The organism is Methanosarcina mangrovi (genome assembly GCF_052057765.1).
In the GTDB taxonomy this organism is placed as follows: Archaea; Halobacteriota; Methanosarcinia; order Methanosarcinales; family Methanosarcinaceae; genus Methanosarcina.
Map to the genome: position 1 here is coordinate 2927680 of NZ_CP195120.1, position 16579 is coordinate 2944258.

The window sequence follows — 16579 nt, forward strand, 5'->3', positions numbered from 1 at the left end:
CATTAAGTCACTTTAACCACATTTATGATACTTATCATATATTAATTTTTAACATGGTTGCTAAAAATATTATATATAATAAATAGTACATATTTAATCTATAATATATATATAAAAAAAATTAAAAACGTCAGATAAGAATTACATAATTCAGCAAAAGAGACGTAAAAGATTCCTTATAAAAAGGATGCGTTAAAGATTGCCTAAAGTAATTTATCTCCACAATAGATGGGGATTTTAAAATTTTGTCCTTTCTCTACATTTGACAGCCTTTTCTCCTGCCTGAAAACAAGTTTCCACCTAACATTGTCTTCAGAACTAACCATAGCTATATATCATTGTTCTCCAAAATAGCCATTTGTGACCACTGAAGAAACTGTGCGGGCAAAAATCCTTGTATCCGGAAGGGTACAGGGCGTTGGTTTTCGAAGGTTTGCAAGAAACGCTGCCGAACGTTTTGGAGTGGACTGCAACCCCATAAACCTCAGGAACGGAAGGGTTTTTGTTATCGCGGAAGGCAGACAGGGATCTCTTGAGCTTCTCATCAATGAGCTTCGGAAAGGGCCGACTTTTGCTCACGTAGAAGACGTCGATGTAACTTTTGAAAAAGCTATGGGGAACGTGTACAAGCTTTCTTGAGACAAAAATGATCTTTTTGAAGTTCATGATTTTTTGAAGCTAATGATTTTTTGAAGCTAATGATTTTTGAATAAAGTGACATTTTTAAATTTTTATAATCTGTTGTTTTTGCCCTGTTTTATCGATTGCTTTCGAAGGCAGATGTCATGTTTTTCAGAATGCACCGGATGTTCGGGAACTTCCCCTTCCTCGGGGTTTCCTGCGGGTTCGCGTTCATAGGGTTCGGCTTTCACAAGGACATAGGTATATGGCCCGAAGATTTTTTTCAGGTTATGTTCCACATGGATGGAAATCCGGTTTGCCTCCCCGATATCCAGGGCATTGTCAACTTTAATGCAGACATCCACAGCAATGTTATTTCCTATCCTCCGGGTCTTGAGGTTTGAGAGGGCTTTCACTCCTTCGGTATTTCGGATGATCTCCCTGATCTTCGCTTCGGTTTCTTCATCAAGGGACGCTTCTATGAGTTCGTTTATGCTGCTGCGGAATATCTTCAGGGCGACATTCAGGATGATAAAACTCAGAAAAACTGCCATCAAAGGGTCAAGTACAACCCATTTCCCTCCGATGAAGATTGCAGCCCCGATCCCTGCCAGGGTGCAGAGAGAGGAAAAGGCATCCGAACGGTGGTGCCAGGCATTAGCGGTTAGAGCCATACTGTTGATCTTCTTGGCTTGCAGGATTGTATAGTGGTACATGAGTTCTTTTGAAATTACGGAAAGCAGGGCTGCATATAGAGCAATAAGAGCAGGCTGTTCAAGGGTCCCTCCCTGTGCGAACAGCAGAGTCCTCCTGAGCCCGTAAAGTAAAATCTGCCCGGCAACCACAAGAAGCATGAGCCCGACAAGGCTTGCACTGAGAGTTTCGATTTTCCCGTGGCCGTAGTTGTGACTTTCATCTACCGGCTTTTTTGCGACCTTGAAGCCAAAGATCACCACGATGTCAGTCAGAAAATCCGAAAGAGAATGGACAGCGTCTGCGACCATTGCCGCACTGTTCCCAAGAATTCCTGCAAATAACTTGAAAAGAGTTAGCCCGAGGTTCACAAAGAGCCCGACACCTGTAACCTGGACAGCTTTTTCAAACCTTTCTTCATATTCCATTTTTGGTCACTTCCGCTGAAAGGAATCAATTTTTCGAGCTTCCGCCTTCTCTGCGGTTCTGCAAATCTTTCTATCTGAACCATAAATGGTGTACACAACCGGGTTTAATGTACAGCCCGGGTCTATTATCCACCCTGGCTCAGGAAGTCAACCTTTTATGGCTATTCAGGAAGCTGGGGACTTTCATCTTTCTCAAGCCAGTACGTTTCAGGCAATCTCAGACTGGCTCAATTGATACTCGCTCAATGATATTTGCTCTACGATATTCGCTCTACGATATTCGCTTAATAATTTTTGCTCAATTGAGATATAATAAATATTTATCTATAAACTATATTAAATATATCTTATATAGTAAAACTGTAAAATTTATATTATACACTTATTACCCATTCTGACCATTTTTTCAATTTCTCCAACGTCATAGTTTGTAAAAACGATAGCATCAGCTAAGCTATAACTTTTATTCGGAAATTTTAGCCGGGGATCCAGAAATCTTAGCCCGGGAACTGATATCCCAGTTTTTCAGAACAGCTTTTTAGGGTTTGAGGTTCTTTAAGAGTCCTGAGGTTCATTAAGAGTCCTGAGGCTTTTTAAAAGTTCCAGGTGGTTCTTCAGTATTTTTTCAGAATTTTCATAATGATAAAAAACCCTGCAAGGTTTATTGCTCCTATAAGAAAATATCCTATAAGGTAATTTGAGTTCCTGCCAAAAATTGAACCTGTTTTACCAGAAACACCTGCAGAGCTAATTCCTTCTTCGGAATCCGCCAATGAGTACTCGATTATCCCTTTCCCGGTCCCTTCTTCGCCGAAATCGATCACCGAGTCGGTTTCAAGAAAAACCTCCTTTTCCTTTGCTTCCAGGCTCTTTCCGGAATCAAGCTCAGCCCTGACTGTATAGGATTTATCCGGCTCAAGCCCTAGGAAAATGAACCGGTCATCATTTCCTGCGGACCCGAGAGTTTTTCCGTCTTTCCTGAGTTCTACGGTTCCTTTTTCCGGAAGTATGACTTTAAGGTTTACATGCCCTGTGAGCAGGATCTGTTCTCCTTCGGCAAACCTGGGCCTGTCCGGGATATCAAGAATGCCGAGCAGGGTTGATGCAAAGTCTTCCTGTCCATACTCTCCCCGGATAACCCCGCTCTCAACGTCCTGCGCATATACGATGAGCGGGACCAGCTGCGCTTCATCCGAGCCCGAGTATTTTTCGGATTGGTGACCCCCTTTGGAATCGTCTGCCGAAAAAGCCATCCCGTGGTCCGCGGTCAGGGCGAAAGCGAGGTTGTTTTCCTCACAGAGGGCGTAGAGGGGCAAAAGTTCGGAATCAAGGCTTTCGATGCAGTCGATATACCCGTAATTGTCCCTGTAGTGTCCGCTCATATCAACTGCCCCCACATTGACAGTCAGAAGGTATTTCTGCTCAGGCCTGTTTTCTGCCATGTACTCCACTACAGCACAGGCGGTTTCAATGCCCCACCTGTTATACCCATTATACCTTTCCCTTGTCTCCTTTGAGGTGACGTATCCCGGAGCCCTGTCAGCTTCTTCTTCCATCAGCTGCAAAAGCCCGGAAGGAAACGTATAATCCCCGGAATGTTCATTCTGTTCAGGCACAATCTTCATATTTTTTATAGAATTGTTTTCATCCCTGAGGATCGCATCCTGTTCGGCGCAGATCGACCAGGAATCCCCTTTTTCCATTACCGCAATGCAAAGGTAGCCCTCGCCGTGTAAAATATCGAAAATGTTCGCATCTTTAAAACTGACAAATTCGCTGTCTGCACCCGGGTTTCCGGTAACAAGAACTGAGTGCCCTCCTTCGGTGAAGGTCTGAGGAGCACGAAACTCCAGAATCCGTGCACTGTTCTTGTTTATCTCCGGAATATTCTCAAGCCTGGCTTTTTCAAGGGTTGTTCCGTCAAGTGCACACGGCGTAAGCTCGGGATAGATGAAAGAAGCACTCAAGCCGTCTACGATCAGCACGACTGCCCCGCCGGGGGTGTTGACAGGGGTTACCTCGACTTCGGTAAGTGCGGATGCAGGAACTGGAAAAACTGCATAAAAGATTAGCAGCATCGTGAGTAAAGCCAGAATCGAAAATGGTTTGAAGTTTCGTGGTCCGGACATCATTGTAAATTATTTTACACACATCCGCTATAAAGAATTTGCCTTAAAGAGCTTGCCTTTCGCCCGAAGAACTCGCCTTTTCGAAAAAATTTTGCTGGTCAGGTTCGCTTTCATCTCAATTTTGTGGGATCTATAGTCACCATTTTAAATAATGCGACATTTTGTGTGTAAATTTGTGTTTCTCCCAAAATTCATCCAGTTCTTTTCTTAATACGTTAATATTTTTGAATGATTTTATTGACGTTAACTCTTCTCTTGTCGTTTTCCAACAATATTCTGTTGGATTCCTATCTGGAGTAGCTGGAGGAAAAAACAGAATTTGCAGCCACTGTTTATTATTTTGATAAAATTCCTTTGCCTTTGCTGATCTATGCCATGTAGCTTTGTCTAGTATGAGAAATATCTTTACCCCTATCTCTCTCTTAAAATCGATTAATGACTTTAAGTAAGAGTCTGTATTCTGTGTAACTCCTAAATCATACCCATAAAACTCTTCGTTTTCAGTGTAGAACCCTCCAATATTGACTTTGGCTTTTGAACCACTTGTAAACTTAATAGGCTTCGAACCTTTGATAGCCCAACATTTTGATCTGTTTGAATCCACACAAAAACTGCTCTCATCTTGAGTTACGAATAAGTGGTTAGGATTTAGGAATCTTTTTTTGAACTTCGGCTAGAAATTCGTTTGTGAGAGTCTCATTTCGCCTTTTTGATTGAGGTCGACATGTTATTTTGCTAAACCCTAAATTTTTAATGATTTGTCTCATTCTTGATTTTGAATAAGATATGTTGAATTTCTCTCTGACAAATTGAACTGCATCCTTTGTTTGCCAACCACGATAATAACCGTCATCTGTTGGTATTGGCTCGGATAATGCTTTTTTTAGCTCAGATACTTGTTCTGCCGTTAAAAAAGACTTTACTCCTCGACCGGGTTTACATTTAAGGCTAGACAAACCTTCTTTTTCAGCTCTCTTTATCCAACGATGTACTGTTGAACGATGGACTGAAAACTCTTCGGCAATTTTAGCGGGACTTAAACCATTTTTAACCAATAATAACGCTTGAAGTCTAATCTGCTCAGTTTTATTGCAGGAGCGATATATAGCAGTAGAAATATCAGAAGTGGTAAACATCTCCAAGCTCATAGGTAACTAATATATTGATATTAGTATAATAATGTTGCATTAAATGTAGAGGTAACTATAGCTTGAGATCCCTGGCTTGAGATCCCTGACTGGCTTGCGTATCGGGGTGAAATTATACGGAGCTTCATTGAAATTTTTCATCTTATCTTCAATCAAGGCCCGGGTTTCAGGTTACCTATTTAAAGGTTTATTTTAGAGGTTTATTATATCTGAAGGAGTAAATGTATAACACTTGCAGCACATACCAGTAACATTCTGAAAACTCCTATCCCATAATCCAAAGTAAGGAAGAGTTCCCATGAAGATGAGCCCACGATGCACCTACTGTTTACTTTCAAGAGTACATTTCCAATCAAAGCTTTCAACGGATGATGAAGATCTTATCAGCAAGACTCTTCAGGAATGCCTTTGTGTCATGCACAAACACTATGACCCAGATGCGGTATCCGCATCCGTAGCTACTAAAATTCACAGGAAGTGCTATGAAGTCCTCGAAGACAGTGATCCGTATGAAGTCACGAAAAAGCTCATCAATCAGGCTGCGTTAAAAGTCCTGCCCGCAGCAAAAGAAAAAATTTATGAAAACTCTCCTGATGATGGGGAACTCTTCAGGCGGGCGGTGCTTTCGTCGGTTATTGCAAATTATTTTGATTTCGGGATTATGGGCTTTGATGCCAGCGAAGATAAATTTGAAGCGGCTTTTCTAAAACTTTTCGACCACGGACTTGATGTTGACGACACCCCTAAAATGCTCGGGCTTCTTAAGGACGTTGTCTACATAGCCGACAACTGCGGAGAGATCTTTTTTGATATGATTGTTTTCGACGTGATTAAAAAACTCGGCGGGAATATCACCCTCGTGGTCCGCGGAGGTCCCATTCTTACGGATGTTACCATGGAAGAAGTAAAAGAGTTTGAAATCGACAAAAAGGTCGACAGGGTGATGACCACAGGTTCAAACGCCGTAGGTATCCTTATCGAAGAAGCCCCGGCCGAATTGCTTGAGGTAATGAAAGACGCAACCCTTATCATCAGCAAGGGCATGGCCAACTACGAGACCCTCTCCGAGCACAACTTCGGGCCGATCGCCTATCTTCTCCTCACAAAATGCGAGTGTGTGGCTGAGGACATGGGGCTTGAACAGGGCCTTTCGGTTGCAAAACTGATGAACTACCCCTGAAGGTCGTGCCACAGGATATTTTTCGGTAACTTTTTATTGTGCATGGCTACAAATTAAATATAGTCAAGGAAAAATACTTCAAGGTCATATAGGTTTTTTTTGGAAAAATTATAACAGTTTCGAAATACAGGACAATCGGGTATTTATTGATTTATCATATCCCCGGGATATTTTATTGGTTTATAAACCAACCGGATATATATATATATATATTTTATAAACAGTATAGGAGAGATACAAGATGTGTGAACTCAATATAATTCTGCTTCGTGGAGAAGAACGAGAGAAAGTTATGGAGTCTGTAGCAAAGATTCAGGTAGAAGGAAACTCAATCCAGCTCACAGGAATCCTCGGAGATAAAATGACGGTTGAAGGCTCGATCAAGGAAATCAATTTCTCGCGTGGGGAAGCCCTTATTCTGTCAAATTGATTTTTTTAGTTTATTTTTCTTCCCGAGTTTTTCTGCTTATTGACCTCTTTTTCTTTTCAGACATTAAGATAAATCTGTATACATCCGATATACAGATAAAGGGTAAGTTAAATGATTCGGAATGAATAGATTAATTTTATATATGGGATTGAGTTGTTTATATCCCCTATCACAAATGACCGATTTTATAAAAACTAGATTTAAAATTATGCAGAAGGAGCTGCAAACTCTATTCTATTATAAAGTTATATTCTCATAAAGTCATATTTTCAGAAAGTTATATTCTTAACATGACTTTTAAAGTTATATTTTCAGCAATTTCCATAAAAGCAAACTTCACAATGCCGGAAACCATGTACTGCAATAACATCTTAAAAGTTACATCTCAAGAGATAATTTCAGGAAATCTAGATTTTAGAGGCTCAGGAGCAGATGAGTATGAGCGAGTCCTATAAGGGTCTGAAAAAATCAAAATGTGATAACATCAAAGGAACCTCAGGCGTATTACAGGCCCTGCCTACGGAAGTTTTCGAAAATCCGGGAGTCACATCAGTATCACATGAAAACGATTTTTTTGTAAAAAGTATGCTTAATGCAATGGTCAACCCTGTTTGCTATAAAGACAGGAACGGGGTCTATCTCGGAGTGAATGAAATTTTTGCCAGGCAGATCGCAGGACTTCCGGAAGAAGAGATTATCGGGTATACGCTTCTCGAAGGAGCCCGAAAGGTTGTTGAGAGGTTTCCTGAAAGGGCTTTTGTAAACGGACAGCCCCTGCTGGAGCATGTAAAGGAATGGAGCAGGGATGACATCGAACTCCTCAATAAAGGCGGAAAACGTACTTATGAGTATGAAGGGATCTGCGCAGACGGTGTGAGAAGGGTTTTTCTGGTAAATAAATCAACCTTCAGCAGCGAAAAAGGAGAAATCCGGGGGCTTATAACAGTACTGCAGGACATTACCGTACGCGATGAAGTCCAGAGAGCCCTTCAGGAGAAAGAAGAAAAATACCGCATTATCACGGAGCAGACAGAACAAATTGTATATGATTTTGACTTCCGGAGCAATACGGGAAACCTGGAAGGAGCGGTTGAAGAAGTAACGGGGCATCCGGTTAAGGATTTTCAGGGCATTCCCCCTCATGTCTGGATAGGGTATCTTCATCCCGAGGATCTGGACCATGTAAACGAAAATATCACAAAAATCCAGCGAGAAGGGGGAAAATACAGGCAGGAATTCAGGTTCAGGAAAAAAGACGGAACTTACTTCTATGCCGCAGATAGAGGAACCTGCCTGCTGGACGAAAGCGGGAAACCTTACAAACTTCTTGGAGTAATCAAGGATATAACCGAAAGAAAGCTTGCTCATGAAAGGGTGCAGAAAAGCGAAGAAAGGTACCGCTCATTCATTGAAAATTTCAAAGGTATTGCTTTTCAGGCCGATGAAAACTTTATTCCTAACTTTCTGCACGGAGCCCTGGAAGAAATCACCGGCTATACCGAAGAAGAGTTCGGGTCTAAAATCCGGTGGAAGGATATCATAGACCCTGAATACCTGCCTCTGATCATTGAGGAAGAGAATAAAATCCGGAAGGTACCCGAGGTCCGTACCGTAGAAGTGGAGTACAGGATAAGGGACAAAAAAGGGAAAACAAAATGGGTCCATGAGACCTGCCAGAAAATCCCTGGCAGGGAGGGCAAGCCTGAAATCTATCAGGGCGTAATCTACGATATCACCGAAAAGAAAAGGGCAGAGGAAACTCTTGCAAAGGTGGATGCTGCCCGCAAAAAGGAAATTCACCACAGAATAAAGAATAACCTGCAGGTAATTTCTTCCCTGCTTGACCTTCAGGCTGAAAAGTTCTGCAGCAGGGAATTTGTTAAGGCTCCCGAAGTCCTCGAAGCTTTCAGGGAAAGTCAGGACAGAATGATATCCATTGCCCTCATTCATGAAGGGCTGCACGAAAATGGGGAAACCGATACTCTGAACTTTTCACCTTACCTTGAAAGGCTCGTTGATACCCTTTTCCAGACTTACAGGCTTGGAAGTGCCAGGATAACCCTGAAAAAAGAGCTTGAAGAGAACATCTTTTTTGATATGGATGTTGCAGTCCCCTTAGGATTGATCGTCAACGAACTTGTTTCCAACTCCTTAAAGCACGCATTTTCAGGAAGGGGGAATGGAGAAATAGATATCAAACTTTGCAGGGAAAAAAATCTCAAGCACGTAGTGGACCTCTGTGCGGAAAACAGAACTCAAGCCCGTAGAGAAACCGGGTTTATTCTGACTGTCTCTGATAACGGAACTGGCATTTCAGACACCGTTGATATGGAAAATTCCGACTCTCTTGGCCTTCAGCTTGTAAACATACTTGTGGAACAGCTGGAAGGTGAGATGGAGGTGAAAAGGGAGAAAGGAACAGAATTTACTATAAGGATAAGTATTGCGGAGGAAGCTTAATGTTTCTATTGAAAGCTTTCTGTTGGGCTATACAGGTGGTCAGTGCCCCGATATTTCAAAAAAGTCTCTAAAAGCTCCTAATGTACTGGATTCCTCTTCTTGTTTCTTTGTTTTTAATGGCTTTTCGAGAAAAACATTTATTTATCCTGATCCATTATATCAATGTTATTTCAGATCTAATGATCAGATCTAATGATCAGATCTAATGATCAGATCTAATCTTCAGGGGTCAATTTGAAGTACTCAAGATATTTATCACTTTAATCCGTATTTCAGCTCGGATATCTGGCGATTTTCAGCATCTCTTAATTTCAGACGTACATTATAAATCCATGAAAAACTTTAATTTTATGTCTATACTTCAGATGTCTATACTTAGATTTGTATAATTCACTGCCTGAAATTCGCAAATTTAGGAAAACAATTTTAAGCTGTTCAGGCTATTGATTCACCTATAATTTACACTAATTTAGTCTGGTTTGCTACAAATCGGACTAAGCTACTTTAATTTAGACTATACTCTTTGGGTAGAAGAGGATAAACAGGAAAGGATAATAAATGGCTAAAGCAAAGATTGCAGTAAACGGTTACGGAACAATTGGAAAAAGAGTTGCAGACGCCGTACAGGCTCAGGACGACATGGAAATCATAGGCATTTCCAAGACTAAACCGAACTATGAGGCTGCAGTAGCCCACCAGCTCGGGTATGACATCTATGCCCCTGCTGCCAACCTGGAAGCTTTTGAAAAGGCAGGAATGCCTGCTGCCGGGAGCATTGAGGAGATGGTGGAAAAAGCCGATGTTGTAGTGGACTGCACTCCGGGGGGGATTGGGAAATCCAATAAAGCTCTGTACGAAGAAGCCGGAGTAAAGGCTATCTGGCAGGGAGGGGAGGATCATGAACTTGCCGGTTACTCTTTTAATGCGGTCTCAAACTATGAAGGGGCTCTCGGCCTTGACTTCGTAAGGGTCGTTTCCTGCAATACCACAGGGCTCTGCAGGGTCATCTATCCCATCGACAAGGCTTTCGGGGTAAAGAAAGTCAGGGTAACTCTTGCCCGGAGGGCAACAGATCCCAATGACATAAAGAAAGGGCCGATCAATGCAATCGTGCCGGACCCTATAAAGCTGCCTTCTCACCACGGGCCTGATGTGAAGACCGTTATTCCTCATATTAATATCACCTCCGCCGCCATGAAAATCCCTACGACTCTCATGCACCTGCACACCGTAAACATGGATCTCAAGAACGAGTGCACTGCCGAAGACGTAAGGAAAGTGCTTGGCTCCCAGTCCAGAGTCCGCTTCGTAGGGCAGGGCATATCTTCCACGGCTGAAATCATAGAAGTTGCCAGGGATATAAAGCGCCCCAGAAACGATATGTGGGAGAACTGCGTCTGGCAGGATTCCGTCACCATGCATGAAGGAGAACTTTACTTCTTCCAGGCTATCCACCAGGAATCCATTGTGGTCCCTGAAAATGTGGATGCCATCCGCGCAATGATGGAGCTTGAGAGTGACGGCGCAAAATCAATCCTGAAAACAAACAAAGCTATTGGGCTCTGAGCTTTTCAAGGGCTCTTGATTTCCAGGACTCGGGATATTACGTTGCTGACGGAATGCCTGAGTCCTGTTTTTTAGAACCCTCATTTCCAGGTACACAAAAACCGGTTTGTGGAACCCGGAAACCTGAGAAAAGAAGGATCCGATCCTTAATGACTTCAGATTCAAACTTTTTAAAATTGTGCCGGGAGGCTTTTAGGGCTGCATACGATGCAACCTCTGACCTTGTGGGCACCGATTCGGCGAGCAGCTTTGTATGCATGGGAGCTGACGGGACGCCGACTACAGGTATAGACCTTGCAGCAGAAGATGCCATCGTCGAGGTGCTGAAGGCTGACGGCAGGCCAATGAGGATACTCAGCGAAGAACTTGGTGAACTTGTAATTGGGGATTCTCCTGAGTTTTCTGTTGTGCTCGATCCCCTTGACGGGACGTATAATGCTTCTGCAGGAATTCCATTCTACAGTGTTTCAATAGCTTTTGCCTCTCACGACCTCTCAGACCTCAGGTTCGGGTATGTGAGCAACCTTGCCCTCAGGGAAGAATATTATGCAGAAGCCGGAAAGGGAGCATATCTGAACGGAAACAAAATCAAAACCTCCTTGAATTCGGACCTGAAGAGCCTCTGTGTCAGCGTATACGGCTACAGGCAGAATGTGGAAAGGACCCGAAGGATATACAGCAGCGTCCGCCGCGTGAGGCTTTTCGGAAGCGTTGCGCTTGAACTGTGTTATGTAGCTTCAGGCAGGCTTGATGCCTTTGTAGATGTCCGAAAAGCTCTTCGGGTAACCGATGTGGCAGCAGGCCAGCTTATCCTTGAAGAAGCCGGCGGGCTTGTTACGGACGGATACGGGAAGACTTTAAGACTTCCTGATAATGTTACCGCCAGGGTGGAGATGGTTGCATCCAACGGGCACGCTCATAAAAAACTTTTAAACTTACTATCAGAGGGATAATTTGGCAATTAAAAAAATAGGGATCGCATCACGCTGCGATAGGCCTGAAGTACTTCAGATGGTAAGGGATATTATCGCACACTTCCGGTCAAGGGTACGGATCTATGTCTCCACTGCCACAGCTGATGTGCTGGACATTGAGGGCATTCCTGTCGAAAAGATGAGGGACGAAGGAATCGAACTCATCGTAAGTGTAGGAGGCGACGGGACAGTCCTGCGAAATATTGCCAAAATGAAGGATCCCCTCCCCGTGCTGGGGATTAATATGGGCACTCTCGGTTTCCTTGTAGACGTGGAACCTGAGGATGCGATTGAGACCATAGAGGAAGTCCTCTACGGTTTTTCGTATCTTGAGAGGATGCGGGTAGATGTCTTTCTGAATGGAGAGATGCTTGAGACAGCCACCAACGAGATCGCTGTTATGTCTGCAAAACCCGCAAAGATAATCCAGTTTGAAGTTCACGTCAATGACTGCCTTCTTGATGAAATGCGTGCGGATGGTGTGGTTTTTGCGACCCCCACAGGCTCGACCGCCTATGCGATGAGTGCCGGGGGCCCTATCGTAAACCCCAGGGTAAATGCAATCGTGGTAGTCCCTGTTGCTCCTTTCAAGCTGTCGTCAAGGCCCTGGGTTATTCCTTCGGACAGTGAAGTCACGGTAAAATTGTCAGATTATAAAAAAGAAGCTGTAATTGCAATTGACGGGCAGAAGTCTTACAGGATCAGGCCAGCTGACGTTGTCAAACTGAAGAAATCAAAATATCCTGCACGTTTTGTAAGGATTTCCGATACCTGCTTTTATGAGAGGGTTCAGCGGAAACTTTCCTGAAAAAATTCTATGAAATTCGATTTTTCAATGACTTTAATTTTTCTTTTTTACCTGGTTTTTCAGAGCCCTTTTCCTTAAGACGCGAGATTTAATTCTGATCTCCCCGGAAATTTCTTTTTTGAAACTGTAACTCTCAGGTAAAAGCACTGAAAGCCAGTATTTTCCCCGGAAAATCCTAATATTGCTCCCGGAAACTCGTTTCCTCCAAGGAAAACATTTATACATATGTAGGTAAAGCTAATGCTTAATTTTGCTAAGTATAAGTTTTTTGGCTTTTAATAGCGTTTCAGCACCATATTTCTTATCCAGCCTTTGAATTCTTTTCGGGGGCAGTCAATACAAATATCATTAAAAATAATCAAAAATTCCTCAGAATGAGAAAAATCACGGGAAACAGTAACCATGTCAGAGAGCGAGCAGTACTCCAGAAATACACTTATGGACTTCATCGAATATCGCCCCCTTGATATCGAAATCTGTGACGTGACCCTGCGCGATGGGGAACAGACCCCTGGCGTAGTGTTCACGAAAGAACAGAAGCTGGCAGTAGCCAGTGAACTTGATTCCATGGGTATTGAGGTTATAGAAGCCGGCTTTCCGGTAGTTTCCGCATACGAAAAAGAAATTGTAAAGGAAATAGCAAACCAGGGCTTTAATTCCAGGATCTGCTGTCTCTCAAGAGCAGTAAAGGGGGATGTTGATGCTGCCCTTGATTGTGACGTCGATATCGTCAGCATTTTCATTGCAATGTCCGACATGCACCTCAAATACAAATACCACAGGACTCTTGAGGATATGCTCGGCTGCGCCAAGGAAGCCATTGAATATGCAACTGACCACGGTTTAAATGTACGTTTTGCAGCCGAGGACGCAAGCCGCACTCCGGTTGACCGCCTCAAACAGGCTTTCAAGGAAGTTGAAAACGAGTATAAAGTGCAGTATGTAAGCCTTGCGGATACAGTGGGTATCCTGAACCCGACCACAACCCACTACCTTGTAAGCGAGATCTTCAAGTCCGTAAACACTTCCATCTGCATCCACTGCCATGACGACCTCGGGATGGCTACAGCCAACACTCTTGCAGCCGCCGAAGCCGGGGCAAAGCAGCTTCACACGACAGTCAACGGGATCGGAGAAAGGGCAGGAAACGCTTCTCTTGAAGAAGTACTGGTAGCCCTAAGGGTACAGTACGGAATTGAGCGTTATGATACAACAAAGCTGACCGCGCTCTCCAAAATGATTTCGGAATACTCAAACATCACCCCTTCGGTAAACAAAGCCGTTGTAGGACAGAACACCTTTACCCACGAATCCGGAATCCATGTAGCTGCAATCCTGGAAGAGCCGCGCACTTATGAACTCTTCCTTCCCGAGATGGTCGGCGGGAAGCGCAACCTCGTAGTCGGAAAGCACACCGGAACAAAAGCCCTGAAAGGAATCATCAACAGCATCGGTTTCTGCCTTGAAAGGGAAGAACTCTGCGCCCTGATCGAAAAAGTCAAAGTCTGCACCGAAGAGAAGCATAAAAGCATCACCAGGGACCAGCTTGAAAGGCTGATTACTCAGGTCCGGCAGGAGCAGAAACCTGCCGGTAGCGAAAAAGAAAAGATTTCTATTTGAAATGAATAAGAAATGAGAATGTTTCCAATGATTCATTCTAACTTTCTTATTTCAAATCTTTATTTCACGTTCTTATTTCAATTTCTTACTCTACTTTCTTATTTTAACTTTTTAAACTATGTTACATGATGAGAAAAACATCAATAAACAAATCCTCATTTCTCTAAACTTTTTAATTTATTTCTTCTACAGGCTTTTTATGTTATAATTCTGGTATGAATGGCAGCAAAGTATTTTTTGTTACATGTTGGCACTTTTTGCTGCAAGTTAATGCTTTTTGTTATGTGGTTAATGTTTTCAAACGGGAAAATTAAGGACGGTAACTTGGGATTATGACTTTTAAACTCTCACCCGTACAACGTCATTCCTATCTTCAACCGTTCATGTCCCGCTCGCCGACGAGCGATTTTTCCGTAATAATAAAGAAAAAGCTGATGAAAAATTATTGAGAGAAACATGAGTTAAACAAATAAGAGATTTTCAAATGCAATAAGCCAAGTTATTCTACCTGCAAAACTATTTTCTTATTTTTTCATTAGTCCAGTTTTCTTTCTTCCTGGCGTGAAAGTATTTTCATTACTTTGCCCTTGTTATTCGAAGAATTTCATGTCCGTTTTTGGGAAGGGCCGCTGGACAAACTGATAGAGGCACTTATATTCACCACAATTAAATAAATGGTTCCCGGGGTTAAAGAAAAGCATCATTTTCAGACTATGGTAGATTTCTAAGTATAACTCATAGCCCTTAACTGCAACCGGTTTAAGCTTGCTTTTGTCTTACCTGATGGCCAATTTCATACCCCTGCAGCTCGGGGATGGAAACAAAAGAATTATATCCCGGACGCCGGGGCATACAAGGTGATAGCAGTATACAGGGCGATTAGCAGGGGCCACTTATAAGAAGTTACTCAGTTATTATGCAGTCATTTTCATTCAGAAATAATGGAATCAAGAATGATGGAATCAGAAATAATGGAATCGGAAATAATGGAATCGGAAATAATGGAATCAAGAATGATGGAATCAGAAATAATGGAATCAGAAATAATGGAATCAAGAATGATGGAATCAGAAATAATGGAATCAGAAATAATGGAATCAAGAATGATGGAATCAGAAATAATGGAATCAGAAATAATGGTGGTCCTGTATTAATCAGTTGATATTATTCCCATATCTGAAACTAAGATCTTTTGTTTTTTGATTCTACTCTTTTCAGGGCTGAACTTTTCTCTTCTGCGACGCAAAAAAATTAACAAGCGAATTTATATCTTGATCTGGGGAACCTCATAAAACTCACAGTTAAATATAAACGCCTCCGCCAGCTTGTCTGGCGGCCCTGCACAAAAGGAAAAAGAAGAAATGAATGAGAAATGAGACTGAAATTGAATATCGTTTTAGCCTTTTGTCCTTCTCTTAAACTCACAAACGCCTTCAGCAGCTTTTAATTGCTAACCTGTTGTTTTCATTCTTCTATCTCTTTTTTGTCTTTTTGGGAAAGACCGCTCTCCTGCGTCGAGCGGGACAAGAACGACACAATATAGCAAATATGGTTGTATAGGTCAGAACCTGGAAGTTTGAGTCCAAGTTATTTTTTCAAAAATATCAACCATATAAAGACGGACGACCGAAATAATGGAATCAGAAATAATAAAATAAGGGATAATAGAATTTAAGAGATGTGCAGGTCAAATATCAAAGTTAACCTTTAATACCTCACACTGTGGCATATTTTTAATCTGTACGCCCTCCGGCGTTCCTGTTAGCTCCAGACTATCAAATTCGTTTGAACCGCAGAGCACTTCCTGATTCGGGTGCGTGCCGGGTGTGATATTGCAGTTCAGCACAGTCTTTTTCCCAGCCGATACAACTATTGGAAGCCTTGCCGATGCAGGATGATTCTTTGGGAGGACTATTAATGGGGACCTGATTTCCCGGATCATGAAGAGAACGCATTTAAGCCCTTTTTCAGTTTTCTCGTCCACTGAAAATGCAGAAGCAACAATCAGATCGTGGGGTTCCAGTCCGAGTACAATCTCTTCGGTTTCAGTTTCCAGAAAGTACTGTCCATGTGGACCTGCTTTCACAATAGCCACTATTCCTGCTTTGCCGCGCAGGAGAAGCATTTCACTTTCCAGCAGTGAAATGTCTCTGGAGGAAGTCGATTTATTCATGCTAAAAATAAGTGTCTAAAAATCCAATAATTCCAGTTGCTTATCAGGTTTCTGCTACATTTGAAGACTGACAGGAAGGACACTTCACGTTCTTCCCGATACCTTTGAATTTATTCCCACATTCCTTGCATACATACCCTTTAACCGGCAATTTTCCTTCCATATTGAAATCAAACGGGTCTCCAACACTGCACATTCTTATTACCTCACGGTTTTGTCAAGGGCTTTCGTAATCATATTACCCTCATATTATTACTCATACTTATACAATTAATATCTTTCCATATATGGCCCCCGGAAATTTCTGATTGCGGTAATCGAATCCGAGTAACTCCTTCCCTGCTTAAAA

Annotated in this window: 14 protein-coding genes; 9 read left to right on the forward strand and 5 right to left on the reverse strand. The window is 42.5% G+C overall.

Features of this window, described 5'->3' with window-relative positions; translation table 11 throughout:
- Positions 1 to 360 precede the first annotated feature (360 nt).
- On the forward strand, positions 361 to 639 hold the full coding sequence (locus tag ACSAZL_RS13020; RefSeq protein ID WP_440945073.1) for an acylphosphatase: 279 nt from the start codon (positions 361 to 363) through the stop codon (positions 637 to 639).
- Positions 640 to 731: 92 nt separating this feature from the next.
- Here the strand turns inward: ACSAZL_RS13020 and ACSAZL_RS13025 are convergent, their stop codons facing one another.
- The 3 genes from ACSAZL_RS13025 to ACSAZL_RS13035 form a co-directional block, all read right to left on the reverse strand.
- Complete coding sequence (locus ACSAZL_RS13025; protein ID WP_440945074.1) at positions 732 to 1742, reverse strand: cation diffusion facilitator family transporter; 1011 nt, start codon at positions 1740 to 1742, stop codon at positions 732 to 734.
- Between the two features lie 614 nt (positions 1743 to 2356).
- Positions 2357 to 3820, reverse strand: coding sequence for an alkaline phosphatase family protein (locus ACSAZL_RS13030; RefSeq protein WP_440945075.1), 1464 nt, complete (start codon positions 3818 to 3820; stop codon positions 2357 to 2359).
- A 187-nt stretch (positions 3821 to 4007) separates the two neighbouring features.
- A protein-coding gene (locus ACSAZL_RS13035; RefSeq protein ID WP_440945076.1) for an IS630 family transposase occupies positions 4008 to 5019 on the reverse strand; the annotation gives its coding sequence in 2 pieces (ribosomal slippage) (positions 4008 to 4536 and positions 4535 to 5019; 1014 coding nt in all).
- Between the two features lie 298 nt (positions 5020 to 5317).
- On the opposite strand from ACSAZL_RS13035, the gene ACSAZL_RS13040 reads away from it, so the two are divergent.
- The 8 genes from ACSAZL_RS13040 (at position 5318) to ACSAZL_RS13075 (ending at position 15211) form a co-directional block, all read left to right on the forward strand.
- Positions 5318 to 6199, forward strand: coding sequence for a damage-control phosphatase ARMT1 family protein (locus ACSAZL_RS13040; protein ID WP_440945077.1), 882 nt, complete (start codon positions 5318 to 5320; stop codon positions 6197 to 6199).
- Positions 6200 to 6440: 241 nt separating this feature from the next.
- Positions 6441 to 6629 carry a CooT family nickel-binding protein gene (locus ACSAZL_RS13045; RefSeq protein ID WP_440945078.1) on the forward strand — a complete coding sequence of 63 codons (189 nt, stop codon included), beginning with the start codon at positions 6441 to 6443 and terminating at the stop codon, positions 6627 to 6629.
- Positions 6630 to 7067: 438 nt separating this feature from the next.
- Positions 7068 to 9089, forward strand: a complete 2022-nt coding sequence (locus ACSAZL_RS13050) for a PAS domain S-box protein (RefSeq protein WP_440945079.1) — start codon at positions 7068 to 7070, stop codon at positions 9087 to 9089.
- A gap of 558 nt (positions 9090 to 9647) precedes the next feature.
- Complete coding sequence (locus ACSAZL_RS13055) at positions 9648 to 10655, forward strand: type II glyceraldehyde-3-phosphate dehydrogenase (RefSeq protein WP_440945080.1); 1008 nt, start codon at positions 9648 to 9650, stop codon at positions 10653 to 10655.
- 149 nt (positions 10656 to 10804) lie between these two features.
- Positions 10805 to 11608 (forward strand): bifunctional fructose-bisphosphatase/inositol-phosphate phosphatase, encoded by an 804-nt coding sequence (locus ACSAZL_RS13060; protein ID WP_440945081.1) that lies wholly within the window; start codon positions 10805 to 10807, stop codon positions 11606 to 11608.
- Between the two features lies 1 nt (position 11609).
- Positions 11610 to 12437 carry an NAD(+)/NADH kinase gene (locus ACSAZL_RS13065; RefSeq protein WP_440945082.1) on the forward strand — a complete coding sequence of 276 codons (828 nt, stop codon included), beginning with the start codon at positions 11610 to 11612 and terminating at the stop codon, positions 12435 to 12437.
- Between the two features lie 402 nt (positions 12438 to 12839).
- Positions 12840 to 14057, forward strand: a complete 1218-nt coding sequence (locus ACSAZL_RS13070; protein WP_440945083.1) for a homocitrate synthase family protein — start codon at positions 12840 to 12842, stop codon at positions 14055 to 14057.
- 941 nt (positions 14058 to 14998) lie between these two features.
- A complete protein-coding gene (locus ACSAZL_RS13075) occupies positions 14999 to 15211 on the forward strand; it encodes a hypothetical protein (protein WP_440945084.1) in 213 nt (70 codons plus the stop codon).
- A 533-nt stretch (positions 15212 to 15744) separates the two neighbouring features.
- On the opposite strand, the gene ACSAZL_RS13080 is transcribed toward ACSAZL_RS13075, so the two are convergent.
- Both ACSAZL_RS13080 and ACSAZL_RS13085 read right to left on the reverse strand, forming a co-directional pair.
- Positions 15745 to 16230: a hypothetical protein gene (locus ACSAZL_RS13080; protein WP_440945085.1), complete on the reverse strand. Its 486-nt coding sequence runs from the start codon at positions 16228 to 16230 to the stop codon at positions 15745 to 15747.
- Positions 16231 to 16273: 43 nt separating this feature from the next.
- Entirely contained in the window at positions 16274 to 16426 is a 153-nt protein-coding gene (locus tag ACSAZL_RS13085) for a hypothetical protein (protein ID WP_440945086.1), read from the reverse strand.
- Positions 16427 to 16579: the final 153 nt, after the last annotated feature.

Bases quoted from the DNA above. Each gene is read 5' to 3' on its own strand.
- ACSAZL_RS13025 (WP_440945074.1), bottom strand. From the start codon at position 1,742: ATGGAATATGAAGAAAGGTTTGAAAAAGCTGTCCAGGTTACAGGTGTC.
- ACSAZL_RS13030 (WP_440945075.1), bottom strand. From the start codon at position 3,820: ATGCTGCTAATCTTTTATGCAGTTTTTCCAGTTCCTGCATCCGCACTT.
- ACSAZL_RS13040 (WP_440945077.1), top strand. From the start codon at position 5,318: ATGAAGATGAGCCCACGATGCACCTACTGTTTACTTTCAAGAGTACAT.
- ACSAZL_RS13045 (WP_440945078.1), top strand. From the start codon at position 6,441: ATGTGTGAACTCAATATAATTCTGCTTCGTGGAGAAGAACGAGAGAAA.
- ACSAZL_RS13050 (WP_440945079.1), top strand. From the start codon at position 7,068: ATGAGCGAGTCCTATAAGGGTCTGAAAAAATCAAAATGTGATAACATC.
- ACSAZL_RS13055 (WP_440945080.1), top strand. From the start codon at position 9,648: ATGGCTAAAGCAAAGATTGCAGTAAACGGTTACGGAACAATTGGAAAA.
- ACSAZL_RS13060 (WP_440945081.1), top strand. From the start codon at position 10,805: ATGACTTCAGATTCAAACTTTTTAAAATTGTGCCGGGAGGCTTTTAGG.
- ACSAZL_RS13070 (WP_440945083.1), top strand. From the start codon at position 12,840: ATGTCAGAGAGCGAGCAGTACTCCAGAAATACACTTATGGACTTCATC.
- ACSAZL_RS13075 (WP_440945084.1), top strand. From the start codon at position 14,999: ATGGAATCAAGAATGATGGAATCAGAAATAATGGAATCGGAAATAATG.
- ACSAZL_RS13080 (WP_440945085.1), bottom strand. From the start codon at position 16,230: ATGAATAAATCGACTTCCTCCAGAGACATTTCACTGCTGGAAAGTGAA.
- ACSAZL_RS13085 (WP_440945086.1), bottom strand. From the start codon at position 16,426: ATGTGCAGTGTTGGAGACCCGTTTGATTTCAATATGGAAGGAAAATTG.